The sequence below is a fragment of the Nonomuraea sp. NPDC050556 genome, assembly GCF_044457355.1.
Lineage (GTDB): Bacteria > Actinomycetota > Actinomycetes > Streptosporangiales > Streptosporangiaceae > Nonomuraea.
In genome coordinates, this window is record NZ_JBITGU010000001.1 from 1,093,581 (window position 1) to 1,116,888 (window position 23,308).

At 71.0% G+C, this 23,308-nt stretch carries 24 protein-coding genes and 1 pseudogene; 16 read left to right on the top strand and 9 right to left on the bottom strand.

All coding sequences use genetic code 11. From position 1 onward, the window contains the following. Nucleotides 1-4: 4 nt before the first annotated feature. Nucleotides 5-301 (bottom strand): TrmO family methyltransferase, encoded by a 297-nt coding sequence (locus tag ACIBG8_RS05415; protein ID WP_397343894.1) that lies wholly within the window; start codon nucleotides 299-301, stop codon nucleotides 5-7. On the opposite strand from ACIBG8_RS05415, the gene ACIBG8_RS05420 reads away from it, so the two are divergent. Then, the gene (locus ACIBG8_RS05420) at nucleotides 302-700 is read left to right on the top strand and encodes an MmcQ/YjbR family DNA-binding protein (protein WP_397341296.1); all 399 of its coding nucleotides are present in this window, start codon (nucleotides 302-304) and stop codon (nucleotides 698-700) included. Between the two features lie 381 nt (nucleotides 701-1,081). Here the strand turns inward: ACIBG8_RS05420 and ACIBG8_RS05425 are convergent, their stop codons facing one another. Then, nucleotides 1,082-1,846 carry a DinB family protein gene (locus tag ACIBG8_RS05425; RefSeq protein ID WP_397341297.1) on the bottom strand — a complete coding sequence of 255 codons (765 nt, stop codon included), beginning with the start codon at nucleotides 1,844-1,846 and terminating at the stop codon, nucleotides 1,082-1,084. Between the two features lie 418 nt (nucleotides 1,847-2,264). Beyond that, nucleotides 2,265-2,717: pseudogene (locus tag ACIBG8_RS05430) on the bottom strand (Tn3 family transposase); the annotation flags it as partial. A 29-nt stretch (nucleotides 2,718-2,746) separates the two neighbouring features. Between ACIBG8_RS05430 and ACIBG8_RS05435 the strand changes: the two are divergent. Then, entirely contained in the window at nucleotides 2,747-2,920 is a 174-nt protein-coding gene (locus ACIBG8_RS05435; RefSeq protein ID WP_397341298.1) for a hypothetical protein, read from the top strand. Between the two features lie 445 nt (nucleotides 2,921-3,365). Next, complete coding sequence (locus ACIBG8_RS05440) at nucleotides 3,366-4,742, top strand: hypothetical protein (protein ID WP_397341299.1); 1,377 nt, start codon at nucleotides 3,366-3,368, stop codon at nucleotides 4,740-4,742. A gap of 171 nt (nucleotides 4,743-4,913) precedes the next feature. Here ACIBG8_RS05440 and ACIBG8_RS05445 read toward each other — a convergent pair whose 3' ends face one another. Next, nucleotides 4,914-5,816, bottom strand: a complete 903-nt coding sequence (locus tag ACIBG8_RS05445) for a LysR family transcriptional regulator (protein ID WP_397341300.1) — start codon at nucleotides 5,814-5,816, stop codon at nucleotides 4,914-4,916. A 113-nt stretch (nucleotides 5,817-5,929) separates the two neighbouring features. Here ACIBG8_RS05445 and ACIBG8_RS05450 point away from each other — a divergent pair, with 113 nt between their 5' ends. From ACIBG8_RS05450 to ACIBG8_RS05500, 11 genes are all read left to right on the top strand, one after another. Continuing rightward, nucleotides 5,930-6,235, top strand: a complete 306-nt coding sequence (locus ACIBG8_RS05450) for a DUF1330 domain-containing protein (protein ID WP_397341302.1) — start codon at nucleotides 5,930-5,932, stop codon at nucleotides 6,233-6,235. Between the two features lie 175 nt (nucleotides 6,236-6,410). Next, nucleotides 6,411-7,724 (top strand): FAD-binding oxidoreductase, encoded by a 1,314-nt coding sequence (locus ACIBG8_RS05455; RefSeq protein WP_397341303.1) that lies wholly within the window; start codon nucleotides 6,411-6,413, stop codon nucleotides 7,722-7,724. Nucleotides 7,725-7,792: 68 nt separating this feature from the next. Continuing rightward, complete coding sequence (locus ACIBG8_RS05460; RefSeq protein ID WP_397341304.1) at nucleotides 7,793-8,233, top strand: VOC family protein; 441 nt, start codon at nucleotides 7,793-7,795, stop codon at nucleotides 8,231-8,233. An 18-nt stretch (nucleotides 8,234-8,251) separates the two neighbouring features. Then, the gene (locus ACIBG8_RS05465) at nucleotides 8,252-8,737 is read left to right on the top strand and encodes a pyridoxamine 5'-phosphate oxidase family protein (protein WP_397341305.1); all 486 of its coding nucleotides are present in this window, start codon (nucleotides 8,252-8,254) and stop codon (nucleotides 8,735-8,737) included. Nucleotides 8,738-8,747: 10 nt separating this feature from the next. Continuing rightward, nucleotides 8,748-9,155 (top strand): YciI family protein, encoded by a 408-nt coding sequence (locus tag ACIBG8_RS05470; protein ID WP_397341306.1) that lies wholly within the window; start codon nucleotides 8,748-8,750, stop codon nucleotides 9,153-9,155. Continuing rightward, entirely contained in the window at nucleotides 9,152-10,294 is a 1,143-nt protein-coding gene (locus ACIBG8_RS05475; protein WP_397341308.1) for an RNA polymerase sigma factor, read from the top strand. Before ACIBG8_RS05470 ends, ACIBG8_RS05475 begins: the two co-directional genes overlap by 4 nt. 51 nt (nucleotides 10,295-10,345) lie before the next feature. Further along, entirely contained in the window at nucleotides 10,346-10,987 is a 642-nt protein-coding gene (locus ACIBG8_RS05480; RefSeq protein ID WP_397341309.1) for an ATP-binding cassette domain-containing protein, read from the top strand. Nucleotides 10,988-10,996: 9 nt separating this feature from the next. After that, on the top strand, nucleotides 10,997-11,413 hold the full coding sequence (locus ACIBG8_RS05485; protein WP_397341310.1) for a hypothetical protein: 417 nt from the start codon (nucleotides 10,997-10,999) through the stop codon (nucleotides 11,411-11,413). Next, a complete protein-coding gene (locus ACIBG8_RS05490; protein WP_397341312.1) occupies nucleotides 11,410-14,100 on the top strand; it encodes an ATP-binding protein in 2,691 nt (896 codons plus the stop codon). The genes ACIBG8_RS05485 and ACIBG8_RS05490 overlap by 4 nt, the downstream gene beginning before the upstream one ends. Nucleotides 14,101-14,134: 34 nt before the next feature. Beyond that, entirely contained in the window at nucleotides 14,135-15,556 is a 1,422-nt protein-coding gene (locus ACIBG8_RS05495) for a serine hydrolase domain-containing protein (protein WP_397341313.1), read from the top strand. Between the two features lie 5 nt (nucleotides 15,557-15,561). Next, complete coding sequence (locus ACIBG8_RS05500; protein WP_397341314.1) at nucleotides 15,562-16,281, top strand: MerR family transcriptional regulator; 720 nt, start codon at nucleotides 15,562-15,564, stop codon at nucleotides 16,279-16,281. A 120-nt stretch (nucleotides 16,282-16,401) separates the two neighbouring features. Here ACIBG8_RS05500 and ACIBG8_RS05505 read toward each other — a convergent pair whose 3' ends face one another. Both ACIBG8_RS05505 and ACIBG8_RS05510 read right to left on the bottom strand, forming a co-directional pair. Then, a complete protein-coding gene (locus ACIBG8_RS05505; protein WP_397341315.1) occupies nucleotides 16,402-16,719 on the bottom strand; it encodes a hypothetical protein in 318 nt (105 codons plus the stop codon). A gap of 26 nt (nucleotides 16,720-16,745) precedes the next feature. Continuing rightward, nucleotides 16,746-17,141 (bottom strand): RidA family protein, encoded by a 396-nt coding sequence (locus ACIBG8_RS05510; protein ID WP_397343895.1) that lies wholly within the window; start codon nucleotides 17,139-17,141, stop codon nucleotides 16,746-16,748. A gap of 98 nt (nucleotides 17,142-17,239) precedes the next feature. On the opposite strand from ACIBG8_RS05510, the gene ACIBG8_RS05515 reads away from it, so the two are divergent. Continuing rightward, the gene (locus ACIBG8_RS05515; RefSeq protein WP_397341316.1) at nucleotides 17,240-18,211 is read left to right on the top strand and encodes a helix-turn-helix transcriptional regulator; all 972 of its coding nucleotides are present in this window, start codon (nucleotides 17,240-17,242) and stop codon (nucleotides 18,209-18,211) included. Here ACIBG8_RS05515 and ACIBG8_RS05520 read toward each other — a convergent pair. Further along, a complete protein-coding gene (locus ACIBG8_RS05520) occupies nucleotides 18,208-19,317 on the bottom strand; it encodes an FAD-dependent oxidoreductase (RefSeq protein ID WP_397341318.1) in 1,110 nt (369 codons plus the stop codon). The two genes, ACIBG8_RS05515 and ACIBG8_RS05520, sit on opposite strands and share 4 nt — an antisense overlap. 253 nt (nucleotides 19,318-19,570) lie before the next feature. On the opposite strand from ACIBG8_RS05520, the gene ACIBG8_RS05525 reads away from it, so the two are divergent. Then, complete coding sequence (locus ACIBG8_RS05525) at nucleotides 19,571-20,110, top strand: DUF1062 domain-containing protein (protein ID WP_397341319.1); 540 nt, start codon at nucleotides 19,571-19,573, stop codon at nucleotides 20,108-20,110. On the opposite strand, the gene ACIBG8_RS05530 is transcribed toward ACIBG8_RS05525, so the two are convergent. Together ACIBG8_RS05530 and ACIBG8_RS05535 are read right to left on the bottom strand one after the other, a co-directional pair. After that, complete coding sequence (locus ACIBG8_RS05530; RefSeq protein WP_397341320.1) at nucleotides 20,107-22,518, bottom strand: ABC transporter permease; 2,412 nt, start codon at nucleotides 22,516-22,518, stop codon at nucleotides 20,107-20,109. The two genes, ACIBG8_RS05525 and ACIBG8_RS05530, sit on opposite strands and share 4 nt — an antisense overlap. Then, nucleotides 22,518-23,210, bottom strand: coding sequence for an ABC transporter ATP-binding protein (locus ACIBG8_RS05535; protein ID WP_397341321.1), 693 nt, complete (start codon nucleotides 23,208-23,210; stop codon nucleotides 22,518-22,520). Before ACIBG8_RS05535 ends, ACIBG8_RS05530 begins: the two co-directional genes overlap by 1 nt. Nucleotides 23,211-23,308: the final 98 nt, after the last annotated feature.

Consider the following 23,308-nt stretch of genomic DNA (forward strand, 5'->3'; position numbering starts at 1 on the left):
GCCTTCAGCCGACCGGTTCTGTGGGACGAGATCTTCCGGGGCCTGCGATCCAGTTTTGGTAGTACTGATGCATCAGGTTGGTTGCCCAGGGGGCTTGCCGTACCTCGTCCTGCGGCGCGACCTCGCGGAGGTACGGTTTGACGTCCAGCACCGGCGTGCCATCCAGGGCGTCAAGATCGGCCACGTGAAGCGCGCGTTCAGGGCCCGATAGTCCTATGACGTCGGCGCGGCCCCGCCAACCCCGGAGACTCTGATGTGCTGATGTCCTACCCGACGGGCAGGATGGGCACGGGAGGTACAGATGAGTGACATCGCGGACGTTCCACCCGCCGTTGTGGGCCGGTTTCGGGTGATCTGCGGGGAGCTGCCCGAGGCGTACGAGGAGCCGGCGTGGATCGGCGTGCGGTGGCGGATTCGCCGGCGGACGTTCCTGCACGTCTACACCACCGACGAGAGGGGGTCGGCGTACATCGATACGGACGATCCGGCCATCCTGATGACCTTCCGGGCGCCGCCCGGGGAGTTGGCCGCGCTGGCGCAGGCCGGCCCGCCGTTCTTTCGGGCCGACTGGGCTGTGAATGTCGTGGGAATGGTGCTGGACGACGAGACGGACTGGGGCGAGGTTGCCGAGCTGGTGACGGACAGCTATCGCGTGCAGGCGCCCCGCCGCCTCGCGTTCCGGCTGAAGGCAGGTGGATGAACCGCCGGCTACCTCCCCACGTTGCCGTTCCTATTCACGGTGGGATAGGTCGGGTTGCCGCACTGGCCAGAGATATTTCAGGAGACGATTCCGATGACGACATCACCCAGTGCCGCATGCTCCGGCCGTCTGGCCGGATTTGCGGGTGCAGTTCATTCCGGGCGTGATCGGCTTCACGAACTGGTAGATGCCTTCGCAGGTCCACCGCGGCGTGACATCGAGGAAGACCTCGCGTCGTTCGTTGGGAAAGCCCGCATTGCTGGTCGCCGGTCGGCACCGCGCCCTGGCTGGGCAGTGCGGGTGCGATGAAGGGCTCCGGCAGCAAGATGGGCTGGTCAAGCGCAGGATCGCGAGATCGCCGTCCATGGCCGGGACGCGCCTTCACTCGGTTCGGGCACCGGCCTCGAGCGCGGTGAGGTCGCGGACCGCATACCGGTGGTGCTCGGCCTCTTCCTTGCACACCACCGTGAGGCAGCGGCGCACGACGTACTCCCGGTCCGGGTAGGGGTCGGCCGGCTTGCGGCCACACACCCGGTCGAGCTCGGCCTCGGTGAGCTCGTCGACGACCCGGCGCACCGTGGCCATGCGGGCCAGCCGCGGCGCGAGTACCTCGTCGAGCGTCGGGGTGGCATCGAGGGTGAGCCCGATCTTCGCCGATACTTCGGCCGGCATCCACCCGCCAGGAAGGCCCAACGGGTGGTACGGCGCGTCCTCCTCGAGCACGGCGTTGCCGATCCAGGCATCGCTGGCCATCAGCAGATGCCGCTGCGTCTCGATGAACGACCACTCGCCGTCGACCTGCTCGTGCAGCTTCGCCTCGGGTAGGCGCCTGGCGCGGTCGAGCGTCTCCTCCCATTGCTTCTCGATGGCATCCCAAGCGGCCCGGTATTCGGCGGCGGACGTGGCCTCACGGGCCAGCACCCGGTTGGGATGGAGCCGGTCGAGCTCGGCCTCGACGTAGGCGGTCACGTCGACGTCGTTGACCACGACACGCTCGAAGCCGCCACCGAGGGAGACATTGCCCCCATAGCAGTCCACGATCTTCAGGCCGGTGACGTCGCAATCGCGAATCTCGAGGCCGGAGAGGTCGCTCAGATGGATGCGGGCACCACGTAACTGGTCACTTTGGGTGTACTCAGCAGGCATTGCGACAGTTTCCCGTATCCGTCCCGCCCGCGCCAGTGAATGGCACAACGTGAGGGTTGCGTGTTGCCTCCGGGAGGGTGAGTGCGGGATCGAGCATCTTGGCGAGCGCTCGACGATCGATCTTGCCCGCACGGTTGAGGGGGTCGGAGTGATCCCGATCCTGGACAAGGTCAGACGGGGTCGCCATGATCACGAATTTGGCGGCTGGGCGCATGCCTCTTACTGACGACCCTCATGGGCGGGTTAAGGCCTGCAGTCAGCCCACGTCTTCTTCGTGCTGGGAGGGGTCTCGTAGCGGGCGAAGGCCTTCGCCGGGCCGGGAGGCGATGAAGTCGTAGCGGATGGCACGCAGCTGTTCCACGGCGGCATCCAGGTAGCGGCTGTTCCACAGGACAGTCGCACCGTAGCTGCCACGGGCTTGGTCGACCAGGTCGGCGAAGCGAGGTGAGAAGCGGTAGCCGAGGATGTCGAACAGGCCGAAGACCATGTCGGAATAGGAGGCGTTGTCAGTGGTGACCATCTCCGGCTTGATGCCGCCGTCCAGGTTCAGCAGGGTGTCGAGAATGTACAGGCTGTCGCGCGGGGTGCCGGGTACCATCGTCGGCCCAATCCCGGACACCTGGTAGTTGATCGCGTTGAGCCAGGTTAGTCCGCGCTTGAAGTGGAAGTACTTCGGCGACGGCCCGGTGTTGATGCTGCGTTTGGGCACGACGAAGCGCAGCCCGTCGACCGAGGCGAGCAGCCCGCCGCCCCAGCCGTTCACCATGGGCACCTCGCTCTGGGCCCGGATGAGCAGCGCGTTGGCCGCCGCCGGAGTCTCGCCGCGCAGGTAGTACTGGTCCGCATGCGCCAGCCGGTCCCGCGTCAGTGCCCGCCTACGGCCGTCCCGGGGGCGCGTTCGTGCTCCGCTCAGGCATCGTCGGCGCGCTTCGCCTGGGCGCGGCGCTCGGCCAGTCGGTGAGCGTCTCGGCCTCCGCCCTTCTCGCGCCGGGCTTGGGCGACCTCGGCCCGCGGGGCACGGACCTCGGCCAGCGCCGCCGACACGGTGTCGGCCAGGTCATCGAGTGTCAGTAGCGTGGCGCTCTCTGTCTCATCGCCGCACGCTTCCGTCCGCGCTGCTGAGTAGCGATAGGCGCCACCTTTCGTGCGGCAGGACAGCCTCTGCGCTGTGACACCTCGTGCAGATGCTCCTGCCAACTGCTTCGGTCGGTTACTTGCGGGAATTCTTACTTCTCGCAAGTAACCTGAAGCGCTCTCGACGCAACGGATCGTTTTTATTGGAATCTAATTTCTAGAAAACAATAAATGCTAGGCTGCTGTCGTGGCGATGGAGAGTGGTGTGGTGACGCCTTGTGCGCACTGTGGGGCGGCTATTGAGCAGCGGGCTGGGCGGGGGAGGCCGCGGGCGTACTGTCCGGATCGTGACTGCCAGGCAGCCGCCAAGCGTGAGCGGGAGCTGAGGCGGGCTACGCCGGGGCTTGAGGGGGCGCTGGCTCGGGCTGAGCAGCTCTATGACCGGATGGAAAGCGGGCTCGCTGCGGCCATCGAGCCGCTGGCCAGGGCGTTGGCTGATGAGCTCAGCCCCGCGGGGGTTGAGGCGAAGATCAGTGCGGTGCAGGCTGAGGCGCACACCAGGGTCGCCATCGCGCGTACTGAGCGGGAGCAGGCCTTCGAGCAGGTACGGCTGGCGCGGGAGGCGGCCGAGTACGCGCGTCGGGAGGCTACCGCGATGCGTGCGCTGGTGGAGGAAGCTCAGGTGGAGCGGGATACGGCCATGGCCGATGCTGAGCTCGCTCGGGAGCAGGCGCTGGCTGCTCTTCGGGAGGCGTCGGTTACCGAGCGGCGGGCCAATGAGGCCACTCGCCGGGCTGAGCAGCAGGTGGAAGAGGCGCAGCGGGGGGCTGAGGAGCAGGTCGAGCTTGCTCGGCGGTCGGCGGACGAGCAGGTCGCGGAGATCCGGCGGGCTGCGGATGCGCAGGTCGAGGAGGCTCGGGGGGCGATGGAGCGGCGGATCGCGGAGGTGGAACTTTCTGCGGATCAGCGGACTGAAGACGCTGAGCGGGTGGCGGATCAGCGGGCCGAGAATGCGGAGCGGGTGGCGGAGGAGCGGGTCCTGGAGGCTCGTCGGGTGGCGGGGGAGCGGGTCGAAGAGGCTGTTCGTACGGCGGACCAGCGGGTTGAGGAGGCGGATCAGCGGGCTGCCGCGGCGGAGTCCGCGGCTGAAGAGGCGTTGCGTCAGGTCGCTGCGGTGGGTGAGGCGCGGGATCAGGCTGTTCGGGAGTTGAGCGAGCGCGTCGAGCGGGCGGAGGCTCGGGCGGTCGAGGCGCTGGCGCAGGGCGAGGCGCAGTCGGCTGAGGCCAACGCGCGGGCGGCGGAGATGGTTGCCCAGGCTGAGGTGCGGGTTCGGCGGGCGGAAGGGGCGGCGGCTGAGGCGGTCGCGCGAGCCGTACAGCAGGAAGAGGAGGCTCGGCGGGCCGTCCAGGAGCGGGACGGGGAGCGGGAGCGGGCGGCTCGGGCCGCTGAGGGCAAGGAGCGGGCCGAGCGGGAGGCGGCTGCGGCGCTGGCTCGGGCCGAGGCTGCGGCTGAGGAGCGGGATCGGGCGATGAGCAGGGCCGATACGGCGGAGCGTGGGCGGGCGGACGCTGAGCGGGACCGGGCGGTGGCTGAGCGGGAGGTCGCTGAGGTGACCTCTCGGGCGGCGCGGGCGGAGGAGTCGGTGGCCGGGCGGCTGGCGGCTTTGGAGGAGGAGGCCGCGCGGCAGGCCCAGGAGGTTGCGCGGGAGGAGCGGGAGCTGGCTCGGGTGGAGGATCTGCGGGCGCAACTCCAGGCGGTCAGGGCGGAGGCCGATCAACTGCGCGAACGGGCTATTACGGCGGAGCTTCTCGCCAAGGGGTAGGGCGGGTGGTGCCGTGATGGCGGGCGTTTCCGGTGGTTAATCGTGCTTGTTCGGTTCGGTGTCGGCGAAGGCAGAGATCTCGGGTCGGCCGGTGGAGCCCTCGTCGGATGCTGATCCGTCGGCATAGCGGCGGGGGCGAGGAAGGGTGCGAGGTCTTCGGCTTCTTGTCTGTCAGTTCGGTAGCCAGTGCAGTTCGTGCGCGAGGTTTTTGGCGACGGCGCGGAGGTGGTGGTGTAGTGGCGACTGCTCGCGTGGGAGGACCAGGTGGAACGTCAAGCTGGGCGCGCCCCGTAGCGGTCGCCACGTGAGACCGGCCGGTTGTGTCGTGATCGCGGCTTCTCCGGCCGGGGCGAGGGTGACCCCGTCGTACAGGTCGCGCTGGGACATGTCGAAAGAGACCGCGGGCGTGTGGAATCGGGCATGTGGCCGGGTGTCCTGGAACAGGGCGGTCAGCTGATCGTGGATCACGGGGTTGGCGGCGCGGTCGGGGAGGCGCAGGGGATACGCGGCCGCGTCGGCGATCTCGATCTCCTGGTGTTCGGCCAGCGGGTGGTGCTGCGCCAGTTGGACTCCGACGCGTGCGCGCCGCAGCAGGTACCGGCGCACGCCACGGCCGGGCTGTTCACCGCGGGTGATCCCGGCGTCGATGCGGCCGTCGGCGACGGCGGGGGAGATCTCCGGTGTCGCCATCGGGACCGCGTTGACCTCGAGTCCGCTGCTGTCGCGCATGAGCCTGTCGACCAGGGCCGGTGCCGTTCCGGCTCCGGCGCTGAGGCTGTATCCGACGCGCAGCGTGCCCAGTTCGCCGGCCGCCGCGCTCCGGGCGGTGTCCCATGCCCGGTCCAGCGCCGCCAGTGCGGGCGGCGCGGACTCCGCCAAAGCCGCACCGGCCGCGGTCAAGACGACGCTACGGGTGTTGCGGACCAGCAGGGCCGTACCGAGCTCGGCCTCCAGGCGGCGCATCCGGGCGCTGAGTGCGGGCTGTGCGATGCCGATCCGGGCGGCTGCGCGAGTGAAGTTCAGCTCCTGGGCCAGCACCAGGAAGTAGCGCAGGCTCACCGTGTCCGGCGCCATGCGCCCTCCCTGCCGATTGATAACGATCCGTTCTGAGTCTAGCTCGAACCGGTCTTTCCCTCGGCCGTATATCAAGCCCTAACCTGCGCATATGACGATCAATCGAGGTTCTCATGGCTAAGGGCTATTGGGTCAGTGTCTACCCCGCTATTTCCGATCTTGAGGGGCTGGCTGCCTATGACAGGCTGGCGGGTCCGGCTGTCCAGGCTGGGGGCGGGCGCGTGCTGTCCCGGATCCCGTCCCGTGGTGGTCGAGTTGTCGCCCGCGAGGCCGGAATCGCGGAACGCGTTGTTCTGATCGAGTTCGACAGCTTTGAACAGGCCGTCGCGGCCTACGAGAGCGAGGCATACCAGAAGGCGCTGGCCGCCTACCCCGACGGCGCCGAGCGCGACTTCCGCATCATCGAAGGCATCGACTGACCGGCGGCCCCAGCCGTGTGTCCCGCCGGTTCTTCTGTTGCCCGAGGCGAACTAGCAGCGCTAGACAAAATGTCGTCGATAGGTCTATCGTCGCTACTGCATCTAGCGCTGCTAGAAGCCATGCTCCCGGTAGGGCAGCATGGTTTTGCCTTAAGAACTCGGGAAGGGGACGACGATGACGATCAACGATCTGCGCAATGTGCTCAAGGGGCGCGTGATCCTGCCTGAAGACGACGGCTTCGAACAGGCGACCACCGCCTGGAATCTGACCGTCAGGCAGCCCGTGGCAGCCGTGGTGGAGGCCGCCGACGCCGACGACGTGGCAGCTCTCGTGCGTCACGCCCGGCGGGCGGGTCTCACCGTGACCACCCAGCCGAGCGGCCACGGCGCCTCAGGCGATGTCGAAGGCCTGATCCTGCTGCGTACCGGCCTGTTGAACGAGGTGGAAGTACGCGCGGAAGAGCGCCTGGTCCGGGTGGGTGCGGGCGCGAAGTGGGGGCAGCTCCTGGCGGCGGCCGGCCCGCTGGGGCTCACCGGACTGTCCGGCAGCGCGCCCGGCGTCAGCGTGACCGGCTACACCCTGGGCGGCGGGGTCGGGTGGTTCAGCCGCAAGTACGGCTTCGCCTCCGACAGCGTGCGGGCTTTCGACATCGTGGACGCCGAGGGCGAGCCGGGCCGGGTGACCGCCGAGTCCGACCCCGAGCTGTTCTGGGCGCTGCGCGGCGGTGGCGGGGACTTCGCCGTGGTGACCGCCCTCGAACTCGAGCTGTATCCCGCACCTGACCTGTACGGCGGGCGCGTGATCTGGCCGGAACACCGCACCAGGGAGGTGTACGACGCGTTCCTGGAGATCACCGCAGAGGCGCCGCGTGAGCTCAGCGTCTGGATCAACCGGCTCCAGCCGCCCGGCGCGCCGCCGATGGTGACGCTGGATCTGGCCTACCTGGGCGGGGCGGCTGAGGGGGCGGACCTGCTGGCGCGCATCGACAAGATCGGGGACGCGATCTCCGACAACCGCGGCGTCGTCCCGGTCGCCGACCTGGGAAGCATCGCCGCCGAGCCCACCGATCCCGCCCCGTCCATCGCGCGTGCGGAGCTGCTCACCGGCTTTGATGCGGACGCGGTGGAGATCCTGCTGGCCAAGCCGGTCGAACCGCTCATCAACCTGCAGATCAGGCACCTGGGTGGGGCGCTCACCGAGCCGGGCGCCGGGGCGGGCGCGAGTGGTGCGCTGGCTGAGCCGTACCTGCTCGGCCTGGTCGGTCTGGGCCTGCCGCACGTGGCCGACGCGACGCGGGCCAAGCAGGCCGAGGTCGTGGCTGACCTGGGGGCCTACGTCAGCGGGCGCAAGCCGTACACCGTGCTGTCCCCCGGTGAGACGGCGGCGATGTCCTTCTCCGACAGCACGCTCGCGCGGCTGCGGGAGATCAAGCGAGCGCGTGACCCGCACAACGTGTTCCGCGCGAATTATCCGGTGCTCGGCAAATAGATGTCGAGAACGTGGTGGTGGCTCCGTCCCAGGCATACCAAGGCCAGTGACGGAGAAGGAGCACCACCATGACGCTCAAGCGGATGGACAACATCGGCATCACCGTCGACGACCTCGACACGGTCGTCGCGTTCTTCACCGAGCTCGGCATGGAGCTGGAAGGCAGGATGCCGATCGAGGGTGAGTGGGCGGCGCGGGTCGTCGGGCTCGACTACCAGCGGGTCGAGGTCGCCATGATGCGCACCCCCGACGGCCACGGCCGGATCGAGCTGGCCAAGTACCACGAGCCGGAGGCGATCACCGGCGTCCCGAAGGACGCGCCGTCCAACACGTTGGGCATCCGCCGCATCATGTTCGCGGTCGACGACATCGACGACGTCGTCGACCGCCTGCTCACCCACGGCGCCGAGCTCGTCGGCGAGCTGGCGCGGTACGAGGACAGCTACCGCCTCTGCTACGTCCGCGGTCCGGAGGGGATCGTCATCGCGCTGGCCGAGCAGCTCAACTGAGGAAGGGGAGAAACGACCGTGGAACCGTACGAGATCCTGAACCACCCCCTCAGCCGGGAGCTGCTGGCCCGCGACATCACCCGCCTGGCCTACGTCGCCAAGGACGGCACCCCGCGCAACGTGCCGATCGCGTTCACCTGGAACGGCACGCAGATCGTCATGTGCACGACGAAGAACGCGCCGAAGATCCCCGCCCTGCGGGAGAATCCGATGGTCGCCCTGACGATCGACACCGAGGTGCACCCGCCCAGGATCCTGCTCCTCCGCGGCCGGGCGGAGCTGGACGTGGTCGACGGCATCCCGGAGGAGTACCTGCAGATGAACGGCACCTACGAGATGACGGCCGAGCAGCGGGTCGCGTGGGAGGCGGAGGTGCGTTCCCTGTACGACGGCATGGTCAGGATCGTCGTGACCCCGACCTGGGCGAAGCTGATCGACTTCGAGACGACCCTGCCGAGCGCGGTCGAGGAACTGGTCCGGCAGCGGGCAGAACGTCAGAGCTGAGGAGAACACGATGGCCAAGTACCTGTTGCTCAAGCACTACCGGGGCGCCCCCGCCTCCGTCAACGACGCGCCGATGGACCAGTGGACGCCGGAGGAGGTCACCGCCCACATCCAGTACATGCGCGACTTCGCCACCCGGCTGGAGAGCACCGGCGAGTTCGTCAGCGAGCAGGCGCTCTCACCCGAGGGCATGTTCGTCCGCTACGACGGCGAGGGCCGGCCGCCGGTCACCGACGGCCCGTTCGCCGAGACCAAGGACCTGATCGCCGGCTGGATGCTGATCGACGTGGAGTCCCACGAGCGGGCGGTCGAGCTGGCCGGCGAGCTGTCAGCCGCCCCGGGTGCCGGCGGCGAGCCGATCCACGAATGGCTGGAACTGCGCCCTTGCTACGGCGAGGCGCCCACGGTGACCGAGTGAACGAGTCGCTGCTGCGGGAGCTGGTGCCCGCGGTGATCGGTGTCCTCGTCCGCCGCGGAGCTGACTTCGCCGCGGCCGAGGACGCCGTGCAGGACGCCCTGGTCGAGGCGGTGCGGGTGTGGCAGGACGACCCGCCGCGCGACCCCAAGGGCTGGCTGGTCACCGTGGCCTGGCGCAAGTTCCTCGACGCCGCCCGCGCCGACACCTCCAGGCGCAGCCGCGAGGAACGCGTCGAGACCGAGCCCGTGCCCGACCCGGGCGAGGCGGTGGACGACACGCTGCGGCTGTATTTCCTGTGCGCGCACCCGTCCCTGACCCCGTCCTCGGCCGTCGCGCTCACGCTGCGCGCGGTCGGCGGCCTGACGACCCGCCAGATCGCGCAGGCCTACCTCGTGCCCGAGGCGACCATGGCGCAGCGGATCAGCAGGGCCAAGCGGACCGTCGCCGACGTGCGGTTCAACCAGCCCGGTGACGTCGCCACCGTGCTGCGTGTGCTCTACCTGGTCTTCAACGAGGGCTACTCCGGCGACGTCGACCTCGCAGCCGAGGCGATCCGGCTCACCCGGCAGCTCGCGGCCATGACCCACCACGAGGAGGCGGCCGGCCTGCTCGCGCTCATGCTGCTGCACCACGCGCGGCGCCCGGCGCGCACGCGTCCGGACGGCAGGCTCGTCCCCCTCGCCGAGCAGGACCGCGGCCTGTGGAACACCCGCCTGATCGCCGAGGGCGTCGACGTGCTCCAGACCGCGCTCGCCCGCGACCGCCTGGGCGAGTACCAGGCCCAGGCCGCCATCGCCGCGCTCCACGCCGACGCCCAGAAGGCCGAGGAGACCGACTGGGTGCAGATCGTGGAGTGGTACGACGAACTGGTGCGCCTCACCGGCAACCCGGTGGCGCGGCTCAACCGGGCCGTCGCGGTCGGCGAGGCCGACGGTCCGCGGGCCGGGCTGGCCGCCCTGGCCGAGCTCGACCCCGCCCTCCCGCGCTACACGGCCGCCTCGGCGTACCTGCACGAGCGCGCCGGTGACCTGGTGAGCGCGGCCCGCCTGTACGGCGAAGCAGCCCGCTCGGCGCTGAGCCTCCCGGAGCGCGACCACCTCACCCGCCAGGCCGCACGGTTGAACGCGCGACTGCGCTGAGCTGATTCGCCTCTTGACCCTGACGCGGCGTCAACCCTCCACGCTGTTCCCATGAGAACCAGTCATGCGATCCAGGTGCAGGGCCTGACGAAGTCGTACAAGGACCTCCACGTGCTGCGCGGCGTGGACTTCGAGGTGGCGCCCGGCGGCATCTTCGCGCTGCTCGGCTCCAACGGCGCGGGCAAGACGACCGTGGTGAAGATCCTCGCCACGCTACTCAAAGCCGACGCGGGTACGGCGGGCGTCAACGGATTCGACCTCGCCACCCAACCCGCTGACGTGCGCAAGTCCATCAGCCTCACCGGCCAGTTCGCCGCCGTCGACGGCATACTCACCGGACGGGAGAACCTCCTCCTCGCGGCCAGGCTGTGGCACCTGAAGGACCCGGGCGCGATCGCGGACGACCTGCTGCGCAGGTTCTCCCTGACCGAGGCGGGCGGGCGCAAGGTCTCGACTTACTCCGGTGGCATGCGCCGCCGCCTCGGAGCGGCTGGTGGAGGGCGAGCGGGACGGGTGGATCCTGGTCGCGGCGCGCTGGCCCGACCGCATCCCCGAGATCATGCTCTCGAAGCTGGCGCAACTCGACGACCCGCGCCTGGAGGAGATCGCCGACATGATGGCCGCCAGCCTGGCCGAATACGCCCTGACCGCCGGTATTTCGACCGATGCGGGTACTTACAGGCCCGGTCATAGCGTCGGAGCATGACGGAGATGAGAGAGCTGGAACGGCTGGTCGGCACGTGGAAGGTCACCGGCGGAGCCGAGGGCACGGTGACCTACCGCTGGATGGAGGGAGGCGCGTTCCTGATCCAGGACGTCGACCTCGAGCAGTACGGCGAGCAGATCAGGGGCATGGAGATCATCGGCCACGAGCGCCCGTACGGCGCCGAGCCCAGCGCGGACGTCAAGAGCCGCTTCTACGGCCATAGGGGCGACACCCTGGACTACGTCTACGAGCTGGAAGGCGACGTCCTGACCATCTGGGCCGGCGAGAAGGGCTCGCCGGCCTACTTCCGCGGCACGTTCGCCCCGGACGGCGACGAGCTGGACGGCGCCTGGGTGTACCCCGGCGGAGGCGGTTACGACTCGTCCATGAGCCGGGTTACTGTGCGTGGGTGATTGTCGGCCGGGCGGCGGAGTTGGCCAGGATCGAGCGGTTGCTGGCCGAGGTGCGGGCCGGCGACGGCGGCCCGCTGGTCATCCGGGGCGAGGCGGGGATCGGGAAGACCGCCCTCCTCGACCACGCCGCCGCCCGGGCCGCCGACCTGCGCGTGTTGCGCGGCGTCGGCATCGAGTCCGAGATCCGGGTGCCGTACGCCGGGCTGCACCTGCTGCTCCACCCGTTCCTGGACCGGATCGGCGGGCTTCCGCGCCCGCAGGCGGAGGCGCTGCGGGCGGCGTTCGGGCTGGCGGACGGCCAGGCGGGCGAGCGGTTCCTCGTCGGGGCGGCCACGTTGTCGCTGCTGTCGGAGCTGGCCGCCGACCGTCCGCTGCTCTGCCTGGTCGATGACGCGCAGTGGTTCGGCCCGGCCTCGGCCGACGCGCTGCTGTTCGCCGCCCGGCGGCTGCGGGTGGAGCCGGTGGCCGTCGTGTTCGCGGTCCGCGCGGACGCCGGGCCGTTCTCCGCCCCCGGCATCGAGGTGATGGAGCTGCCCCCGCTGGACCGGGCCAGCGCGATCGCGCTGCTCGACGAGCGGGCCGAAGGGCTCGCCGGGCAGACGCGGGCGCGCGTCCTGGCGGAGGCGTGCGGCAATCCGCTGGCCATCATCGAGTTCACCGCCGCGCTCACCGACCGGCGCGCCTGGTCGCTCCCCGTCGAGCCGCTCCCCGTGGCCAGGCAGGTCCAGGACGCCTACCGGGCCCGCATCGTGGAGCTGCCCGAGGCGGCGCAGCGGCTGCTGGTGCTGGCGGCCGCCGACGACACGGCCAGCGCGTCCGTGGTGATGGGCGCGGCGCTGCGGCTCGGCCTGTCGGTTGCCGATCTGGCGGCTGCCGAGCAGGCCGGGCTGATCGAATGGGCCGCTGACACGATCAGGTTCCGGCACCCGCTCATCCGGGCCGCCGCCTACCGGGGCGCGCCGAGGGCGTGGCTGATCGCGGCGCACCGGGCCCTGGCCGACACGCTGGACGACGACCGCCGGGTCTGGCACCTGGCCGCTGCCACCGGCGTACCCGATGAGCGGATCGCGGCCGAGCTGGAGCAGGCGGCGGGCCGCGCCGAACGGCGCGGCGGGTCTGCGGCCGTGGCGAGCGCGCTGGAGCGCGCCGCCCAGCTCAGCACCGACAGGGAGCAGCAGGGCAGGCGGCTGATCGGCGCCGCCAGGGCCGCCTACGACGCCGGCTGGCTCGACCGGGCCGCCGAGTCGTCGGCGGCTGCAGCCCGCCTGACCACGGACGAGTCCCTGCTCGCCCAGGCCACGTGGGTCAGGGCGCAGGTCGCCTACGAGCTCGAGTCACCGGCTGCTGCCGCAGCGCTGATGCTGGACGGCGCCGCCCGCATCGTCGGCTCGCATCCCGAGCAGGCCGTCTCGATCCTCACCGACGCCATGGGGTGCGCCAAGGACGCTGGCGCGCACGACCTGATCCGCCGGGGCGCCGACCACCTGGCCGAGGTGTCGCTGGACCCGGACTCCGAGCTGCTGCCCGTCGCCGAGGGCATGATCGGGCTGCGCGACCTGCTCGACGGCGCCACCGGGAACGGCGTGGCCCGCATGGCCGAGCTGGTCGCCGCCGCGGCACAGGGACGGGTCAGCGGGCTGGTGGAACGGGTGCTGGCCGGGTATCTGGCGCTCATCGTCGCCGACGACGAGGCAGCCACCGACATCTTCGCGGCCATGGTCGCCCAGGCCCGCCGGGAGGGTTCGCTCGCCTGGCTGCCCTACGCGCAGGAGCCGCTGGCGATCACCCTGCTGCTGCGCGGCAGGTTCGGCGAGGCCGAGGCCGCCGTGACCGAGGCGCTGTCGGTGTCTGCCGAGCTCGGCCAGGAAACGCAGCGTGCCATCATGACCGCCATCCCGGCCTGGCTCGCCGCGGTCACCGGCGACGCCGACGGCGTCAGGTCCGACCTCCTCCACGACGCGGTGCGCCACCCCACGAACGCCGCGCTCGCCACCTGGGCGCTGGGCCTGCTCGATCTCTGCCGCGGTCGGCACGAAGCCGCCGCCGACCGGCTGGAGGCGGTCTGCTCCGGCCCCGCCCGGCACGACTTCCTCATCCGCGCCATCCCCGACCACGTCGAAGCCGCGGTGCGGGCGGGCCGTCCAGCACAGGCCGCCACCTACGTGCCGCGACTGGAGAACTGGGCCACGCACACGCGCCAGGCGCACGCCGCCGCGCTGGCCCACCGCTGCCGCGCCCTGCTCACCGACGACGCGGAAGCGCACTACGAGGCCGCCCTGAAGCTGCACGACGGACGCCCCTACGACCACGCGCGCACCACTCTGCTGTACGCGGAATGGCTGCGCCGCCACCGTCAGCGCACGCGGGCCCGCACCCACCTGGCCGAGGCGCTGACCGCCTTCGAGCAGCTCGGCGCCCGCGCGTGGGCCGAGCGGGCCCGCGCCGAGCTGGCCGTCCTCGGCGACCGCCCGGTGGCACAGCCGCAGCACCGCGACCCGCTCGCCCGGCTCACCGCCCAGGAGCGCCAGGTGGTACGGCTGGCCGCGGCCGGGCTCAGCAACCGCGACATCGCCGCCCAGCTGTTCCTCAGCCCGCGAACGGTCGGGCACCACCTCTACCGCGCCTATCCCAAGCTCGGGATCACCAAGCGCATGGAGCTCGCCGAATTTCTTGGTCCCGAGGCTTGACCCCGCCCCAAGGGCAGGGTTGGACGGTAGGGGCATGAACAACAACGCGCTCCACACCGTCGAAGCCCACATCCGCGAGCAGGCCGCCGCCTCCACCCACATCCCCGGGTTCGTCGCCGGCGTCTACCACGCGGGCGAGCAGATCGTCGTCGCCCACGGCACCGCGAACACCGCCACCAACGCGCCGATGCTGCCGGACACCGGATTCCTGTTCGGCTCGGTCACCAAGGTCCTGACCACCACCCTGGTCCTGCGGCAGGTCGAGCGGGGGCTGCTGGACCTGGACCGGCCCGTGGTCTCCTACCTGCCCGAGTTCGCCCTGGCCGTCCCGGGAGCGGCGGACAGGATCCTGGTCAGGCACCTGATCTCGCACACCAACGGCATCGACGCCGACCTGTACTTCCCCGACGCCAAGGGCCGCGACGCGCTGAAGGCCTACGTCGCCGGCCTGGCGGGCAACTGCGGCACCCTGTTCGAGCCCGGCGAGCAGCTCAGCTACTCCAACGGCGGCATGATCGTCGCGGGCCGCCTGCTGGAGGCGGTGACCGGCCTGTCCTTCCCCGACCTGCTCGCCCGCGACGTCTACGCGCCCGCCGGGATGAAGGACTCCTCCACCAGCGCCGAGCGGGCCATCCTGCGCAGCACCGCCGTCGGCCACTTCCTCGACCCCGAGACCATGGCGGCCAGGCCCACCGGCATGTTCATGCTGCCCGACACCTGGGGACCGGCCGGTGGCACCCCGATCGGCACCGTCGCCGACCTGCTCGCCTTCGGCCGCACCCACCTCGCGGGCGGGGTGTCGCCCTCCGGTGAACGCGTGCTGTCGGCCGAGTCGACCGCGCTGATGCAGCAGGTCGCCTTCGACATGGCCACCCCGAACGTCCCGCCGATGGGCCTGGGCTGGGTGCGCTACCCCTTCGGCGACACCACCGTCCTGGCCATGTCGGGCGCCTCGCCGGGCGGCGTGTCCATCCTGTGTGTCGTCCCCGAGCACGACCTGGTCTTCACCGCCTTCGGCAACACCTCGGGGGCGATCATGCTGCAGGACCAGATCCTGCAGTGGATCCTGACCGAGCACCTCGGCGCCAAGATCCCCGCCCTGGTCACCGAGGTGCGGGAGGACGTCGACCTCACCCCGTACGTCGGCACCTACCGCTCCAACCAGCTCCGCATCGACGTCAGCATCGTCGACGGGCAGCTGGAGGAACGGATGACCTACGAGCCTGCCGACGCCTCCCAGGAGGAGATCTTCACCGCGTTCGCGGGCGGTGCGACCTCCGCCCCGCCGCAGCGCTACGTGGCGATCCGGCCCGGACTGTTCGCGCCCGCCGGGTACCCGCTGGAGACCTTCGACGGCTACCTGCGCCTGCTGCTGGTCTCCTTCCACGACGTGCGCGACGGCCAGGCGCGCTTCCGCAACGGCGGCGGCCGCCTCACCCGCCACGTGGGAGAATGACCGGCATGATCACGATCGGCCAGCTCGCGGACTACGCCGGAGTGAGCATCAAGACCATCCGCCACTACCACGAGCGCGGCCTGCTCGCCGAGCCGGGCCGCGACCACTCCGGCTACCGCCGCTACACCGCCGAGCACGCCATCACCCTCGTCAAGATCAGGACCCTGGCCGGTGCGGGCGTGCCGCTGGCCCGCGTCAAGGACCTCCTCGACGCCGACCCCGACACGCTCACCGCGGCCATCGCCGAGATCGACCACGACCTGCAGGAGCGCATCGCGCAGCTGGGACGGAGCCGCGAGCACCTCGCCCGGCTGCGCGGCGACGACCGGCTCTTCGTCACCCAGGACGTGGCGGACTACCTGGAGGAGCTGCGCGAGCTCGGCGCAGGCGAGCGCCAGGTGCGCCTGGAACGCGACGGCTGGATCCTGATGCAGACCGCCTCACCCGAGGACGCCGCCGTGTGGCTCGCGGAGAAGCGTGAACTCATCGCCGATCCCGAGTTCCGCGCCCTCTACCTCGAACACGACGCCGCCTACGACTGGTCACCGGACGACCCGCGGCTGCCCGGCCTGGCCGGCCGTACCCGGGACTGGTTCGCCCGGCACCACAGCCGCTCGGAGACCCGCCCGGTCCAGAACCCGACCATCGCCCGTCTGGCCGCGCAGTCGCAGCCCGAGGCCACCTCCCCGGCCTGGGACCGGCTCGCTCGCCTCATGAGGGACTAGAGGCCCACGGCGCCGTCGATGCCCTGGCGCAGGAGGTCGGCGTGCCCGTTGTGCATCCAGGCGAGGACCTGGTCGTCGTCGTGGACGGCTCGTGACGGCTCAGCACCGCCACGAGCACCTCTAGCGGGGGCGGCTCAGCGCCGCCTCGGCCAGATCCGTCCACTCGTCGGCCGAGGAGTGTGGCACGACCACCCAGTCCTTCATCGCCCTGCCCGCCCCCGAGGGGTCGAACAGGGACGCGTCGGGCAGCTTGAGCGCGGCCGCGTGCTCGGGGGTGTCCCTGACCAGGCGGAACACCATCGCGCCGTCGCGCTGCAGGCTCGCGAACACCTTGCCCGCCTGGTCCTTGAGCGCGGGGCGCCCCATCATGCTGGACAGCCGCACACCCAGGTCGGCCAGCTCCGCGCCGACCTGCTGGAAATCCTCTTCCGCGCTCATGATCCCCAACTCCGTGGTGGTGCCTGTCACGCGACGGCGGTCCCCTCGAGTTCGACCATGAGGACGGGGATCGCCAGCCGGGTCACACCGAGCATAGTGGTGGACGGCGCCACCCCCGCGGCGCCCAGCCGCGCCGCCAGCACGCCGTAGTGCTCGAAGAGCCGGTCGACGTCGGTGGTGTAGACGTTGAGCCGGACCAGGTTCGCCAAGGACATGTCCGCCTCGGCGAGCACCGCCTCCAGGTTGTCGAGGCTCAGCGCCAACTGCCCCGCCATGTCGTCAATGTGCTCGGGCTTTCCTTCCGCGCTCATCGCGGTCTGCCCGGAGATGTACAGGGTCCGGGTGTCGCCGGAAACGAGCTCACCCTGGTTGTATCCCAGGGGTGCCGACCATGCCCACGGGTTGACCGCAGTACGCTGCAGTGCCATTTCAGCTCCATATGATTCGTCGAGACCAGATGCCGATCAGTCTGCCAGGCCATATACGACACCCTGTGTCGTGTATCCCTTAGGGTTTTCTGATGCGTGCTGACCGGCTGGTTTCCCTGGTGCTGCTGCTGCGCCAGCACGGCCGGCTGTCGGCGACCGCGCTGGCCCGCGAGCTGGAGGTCTCCACCAGGACCGTGCTGCGCGACATCGAGGCGCTGTCCTCGGCAGGCGTCCCGGTCTACGCCGAGCGCGGACGGCTCGGCGGGTTCGCGTTGCTGCCGGGGTTCAGGACCGAGCTGACCGGGCTGAATCATGACGAGGCGCTGGCCCTGCTGGTGGCCGGGTCGCGGCGCGGGGCGCAGGCGTTCGGGCTCGGCTCGGCGCTCGCGTCGGCGATGCTCAAGGTGGTCGACGCGCTGCCGGAGAGCTATCGCGACACCGCGGCCGGTGCGGCGCAGCGGCTGCTCATCGATCCGGAGACCGACCTGCTCTCGCGGCGGCTGGAGGCGGAGGAGGCGCCCGACGCGATCGTGGCCGACGTGCTGCGTGCGGTGTTCGCCGGGCACAAGCTGCGCATCCAGTACGCTGCCGCGGACCAGAGTCCGCAGTGGCGCACGGTGGACCCGATCGGGCTGGTCACCGTGCGCGAGCGTGGCTATCTGCTGGCCACCAGGTCCGGGGAGGACCGCACCTACCGGCTGTCACGGATCCTGGCCGCCGAGGAGCTCGACGAACCCGCGCAGCGGCCGGACCGGGTCGATCTGGACCGGGCCTGGCAGGAGCGCAGCGCGCGGTTCAGGACCGGCGGCGACCAGGTCACCGTGGTGGTGCGGGTGCATCCGGTGCGGCGGGAGGAGCTGGTGGGCACCGCGCTGGCCGTACTCGCTGAAGAGACGGAGGCGGACGGCTGGCTGCGGCTGGAGGTGAGCTTCCAGGACCACCGGCACGCGGAATGGGCGCTGTGGCAGCTCAGCACGAGCGCGGAGGCCCTGACCCCCGAGTGGCTGCGCGCCTCCCTCCACAAACGTGCCACCACGGTCGCCACCCGCTACGGCACACCCTAGGAGGGCTGGACCTCGTCGAAGAGGGCGAGGGCCTGGGTGGGGTCGGAGCTCACGAGGCGCTCCAGGCCGTCGCCCGTGATCTTCGCCCACCTGCTCGCCCGCGCCCACATCTGCTCCTCGAAGGCGCGCACGGCCCCGTCCAGATCGTCGGACGCGGCCACGGCTTCAGCGAGTTCCGCGCCCTCCAGCATCGCGAGGTTCGCGCCCGCCCCCAGCGGGGGCATCAGGTGGGCGGCGTCGCCCAGGAGCGTCACCCCGGGGACGTGCGTCCAGGTGTGGGAGACCGGCAGCACGTAGAGCGGGCGGTAGGCGAAGGCAGTGCCGTGACGCAGGAGGTCGAGGACGGGGTCGGCCCAGCCGTCGAACATCTCCAGCAGGCCCGCCCGCACGACCTCGGCGTCGTCCATGTCCGCACGCTCGTCCAGAGGCGCGCGGAACTGGGCGCCCACCTTGACGTGACCGCCGCTGTTGCGCTGGGCGACGACGGCCCGGTTCACCCCGTACACGGCCATGGAACCGTCGCCGATCATCCGGGCCAGGTCCGGGTGGCGGGTGTCGACGTCGTCCAGCGAGGTCTCGACATAGGTGACCCCGGTGTAGTGCGGCACCACGGGCGAGAGCGCGGGACGGACCCGGGACCACGCGCCGTCCGCGCCGATCACCAGGTCGAACGTCTCCTCCCGCCCGTCGGCGAACCGCACCAGCGCGCCGTCCCCGACCCCCGGCGCCACCTCGGTCACGGCACGCCCCCACTGGACGTCGAGGGGACCGAGCAGCAGGTCGCGGAGCTGCCCGCGGTCGATCTCCGGGTTGGCCTGGTCGTCGGGACGGGCCGGCCAGTCGCGGAGAACGGTCCCGTCCGTGTCCAGGATGCGCATGGCCTGCCCCTCGGGGCGCGACAGCGCCTGGAACTCCGCCAGCAACCCCGCCTTGCTCAGCGCGAGCTGCCCCATCCCCGCGTGCATGTCCAGCGCTCCACCCGGGGGACGGGAGTCGCGCGAGGGCTCGCGTTCGAGGACGTCGACCAGGTGGCCGTGGCGGTGCATGACGCGGGCGAAGGTCAGACCGGCGGGGCCGCCGCCGACCACGGCGATACGGTGTCTCATGGTGATCCACTGTAAAACCGGTTGAGCCCTCCTCCGGCGTTCCCATAGGTTGCCTGCGGCCCCAACGCCCGTGAAGACAGAGGACAAAACCCGCGTGACCCCGCCTGCCCTTTAGACCTGACACAGTTCCGCTCTCCTTCAAGCCGACCGTGACGTCGGCTCCGCCGGGCTGCCCGGCCGTTCAGCGTTCGAGGCCGCGCGTAATCGGCCTCGTGTCAGGTCTAGAGAGATCATGTCTTCACAACCTCATATCGTGCTGCCCTGGGCCGTCCGCCGGACCAGGCTGCCCCTGCTGTCGCTCCGGTGCGTCGACTGCCGGTCGGAGTCGGCCACCACGGGCGAGGGCAGGTTCCGCGTCAACGCCAACGGCAAGCTGCTGGACGTGTGGCTGCTGGTGCGCTGCGTGTCCTGCGATCGCACCAGCAAGCTCACCGTGCACGAGCGGGCTCCCGTCAGGTCCTTCGACCCGGCCGAGCTCGACGGCTACCACGCCAACGATCAGGGGCTGGTGGCCGCCAGGCTGCTGGACCCGCTGCTCGCCCGGCGCAACCGGTTCACACTCGACTGGGCGGGGGCCTGGGAGCTGGACGCCCCGTCGGGGTGGTCCGACGAGGCGTGGCCGGTCCGGGTGGAGGTCGCCTTCGACGACCCGGTGCCGGTGCGCCCCGAGTGGCTCATCGCCCAGGGGCTCGGCTTCAGCAGGAGCGAGGTGGCGCGTCGGATCAAGAGCGACACCCCGCTCCGCCGTACGAGAAGCACCGGGTTCAGCTTCACGGTGATGCCCCTGGACTAGTCGAGGGACAGCCCCGCGGCCGGGGTGACTCGCGCGGCCCGCCGGGCCGGGAGGACGGCGGCGAGCAGCCCGGCCAAGGCGGCGATGACGACGACGACGGCGAGCGACAACCACGGGATCCGCATGGTGGCGTTGCTCAGAGCGCGCGTCACGACCGTCTCGAAGCCGACCCAGGCGAACGCGACGCCGATCACGGTGCCGAGCAGGGTGGCCACCATCGACAGCAGCACCGCCTCGGCCGCCAGCATCCGGCGCAGCTGCCTGCGGGTCAGCCCGAGCGCGCGCAGCATCGCGTGCTCACGGGCGCGTTCGAGTACGGAGAGTCCCAGGGTGTTCGCGATCCCGATCAGCGCGATGACGATGGCGATGCCGATCAGACCCAGCGCCGACCAGGTCAGGACCCTCAGCTGGGCGTCCAGCGACTCCCAGGTGCGCAGCCCGTTCTCCACCGCCGCGCCTGCCGGGTTCGCCAGCGCGTCCAGGTCCCGGCCGAGCTGCGCGGGGTCGGCGCCCGACGAGGCGCGGATCCAGACGGCGTGCGGCTCGGGCGAGGCGGTGAGCGTCGCCAGCGTCTCTGGCGCGACCACGCCCGTCCTGCCCCAGCCGGTGCCGGTGGCGACCTGCAGCTTGGCCTGCCGGTCTCCCACCCGTACGGTCACCCGGTCGCCCGGCCGCAGCTTCAGCTCCTTGCCGAAGGCCTCGGCGTCGAGCTTGATCTTCCCCGGCGCCACCTGGGCGAAGGTCCCGCCGTCGCGGGACACCTGCCCCACGTCCGGCGCGGCGACCACCGGGAGCGGTTTGTCCAGCCCAGCCACCCGGGCCACGGCGCCGTTCAGGAGGACGGCGTTCTCCACGCCGGGGGTGCCCCGTACCCGGTCCAGGAGGTCGGCGCCGACCGGCTTGCCCGCCGAGGTGAGCGACACGTCGATGGGGTGCTCCCTGCCGACCTGCTCGTCCAGCGCGGAGCGCCAGGTGTTCATCCCGGTGAGCACGGCCGTCGTCAGGGTGACGCCGACCAGGAGGGACGCGGTCGTGGTGGCCGTCCTGCGCGGATTGCGCACGGCGTTCTTGGTGGCCAGCCGCCCGGCGGGACCGAGCAGCGCGCCGACGATCCGTACCAGCCGGGGGATCAGCACCGGACCGAACAGCAGGACCGCTGCGAAGACCGAGCCGCCCCCGGCCACCATGAGCACCGTGGCGTCCTGGATCATGGCGACCCCGAGCAGGGCCAGCCCCGCGACCAGCAGCAGCGCGGCGAGCACCAGCCGCACCAGGCTGGTGGACAGGTTCACGTCGACCGCGGCGTCCGGGCGCAGTGCCGCCAGCGGGCTCACCCGGACCACCCGCCTGGTCGGCAGCCAGGAGGCGACCATGGTGACCACCAGGCCGACGGCGAACGCGCCAAGCAGCCAGAGCACCGGCAGGTCGGCCGCGCCCATCGGGGTGGTGGGCGCGAGGGCGTTGATCAGGGCGATCAGCCCGTAGCCGAGGCCGACGCCGACCAGGATCCCGGCCAGCGACGCGAGGACGCCGACCGCGGCCGCCTCCCGGCGCACCGAGCCCACCACCTGCCGCCGGGTCGCGCCGACGCAGCGCAGCATCGCGAAGTCGCGCAGGCGCTGCGCGAACAGGATGGAGAAGGTGTTCGCGATGACCAGTACCGAGACGAACAGCGCGATGCCCGCGAACACCAGCAGCATCACCGACAGGCTGTCCACCCGGTTCTGGACGAAGTGCAGCCGCTCCTCGGCGAACCCCTCGGGCGACATCACCTTGGCGCCCTTCGGAAGCTCGCCCACCTCCCCGCGCACCGCCACCGAGCCCAGGTGGAGCTGGTCGCGCCACTTCATCAGCTGCGGCCACGTGACGTACATCGAGGCCTGGGCCGGGGGCGAGGGCGACTCCACGAGGCCGACCACCTCGATGTCGGCCGCGTTGGCGCTGTCGCCGACCCTGACCCGGTCGCCGACCGCGACGTCCTCGGCCAGGGCGAAGTACACGTCCACCAGCGCCTCGCCCTCGCGCGCCGGGAAGCGGCCCGAGCTGAGCTTCTGCCAGCGCAGCTCCTCCGAGGGGGCGATCGGCCCCACGGTCGTCTCCGACAGCAGACGGCCGCCCGCGCGCGCCGGGAGCGTGGCCCGGCCGATCGCGGAGGCGTTCTGGCCGTGCCGCTCGGCGTAGGCGATCACGTCCTTGGTGTCCAGCTCGAACGAGGGCCACCCCACCGGCGAGACCACGTGGTCGGCATTGCGGTACGGCACGCCAAGGCCGTCCATGAGACCGGTCTGCGCCCCGGCCGTGAGCACCCCGACCACGACCACGAAGGAGACCGCGACGACGACCGCGATCGCCGCAGCCACGTACCTGCGGGCGTGGATGCGCAGCGACGCCAGGAACACGGTGTTCATCAGACGATCCGCCCGTCCTGCATCATGACCACGTCGTCGGCGTACGTCGCCGCGTCCCGCTCGTGGGTGACCATCACCACGGTCTGGCCCAGCTCGCGCACCGAGCGGCGCAGGTGGTCCAGCACCTCGGCCGACGTGGTGCTGTCCAGGTTGCCGGTGGGCTCGTCGGCGAACAGCAGGTCAGGCTGGGTGATGAGGGACCGGGCGATCGCGACGCGCTGCTGCTGGCCGCCGGACAGCTCGGCCGGCCGGTGACCGAGCCTGTCGGCCACGCCGAGGGTCTCGGCGAGCGCGTGCGCGCGCTGCCGGGCCGCCTCGTCGATCCGGCGGCCGTCCAGCTCCAGCGGGAGCACGATGTTCTCGATCGCGGTGAGCATCGGCAGCAGGTTGAACGACTGGAACACGAATCCGATGTGCTTGCGGCGGAAGATCGTGAGCGCGTCGTCGTCGAGCGACCCCAGGTCGGTGCCCGCCACAGTGACGGTGCCGCTGCTGGCCTGGTCGAGCCCGGCCAGGCAGTGCATCAGCGTGGACTTGCCGGAACCGCTCGGCCCCATGATAGCGGTGAACCTGCCTCGGGGGAGGTCGAGGTCGACCCCACGCAGGGCGTGCACCTGGGCGTCGCCCTGGCCGTAGGTCTTGGTCAGGTCCCGCGCGCATGCGGCCAGGGACTGCTGCGTGGTGCTCGTCATGACGTTCCACGATGTCGGCCGAATGTGCGCGGACTGTCCGCCGAATGTCACCGTTTATCGACGACGTAGGTCACTCAATGTAACTGTCGAGTGTCAAT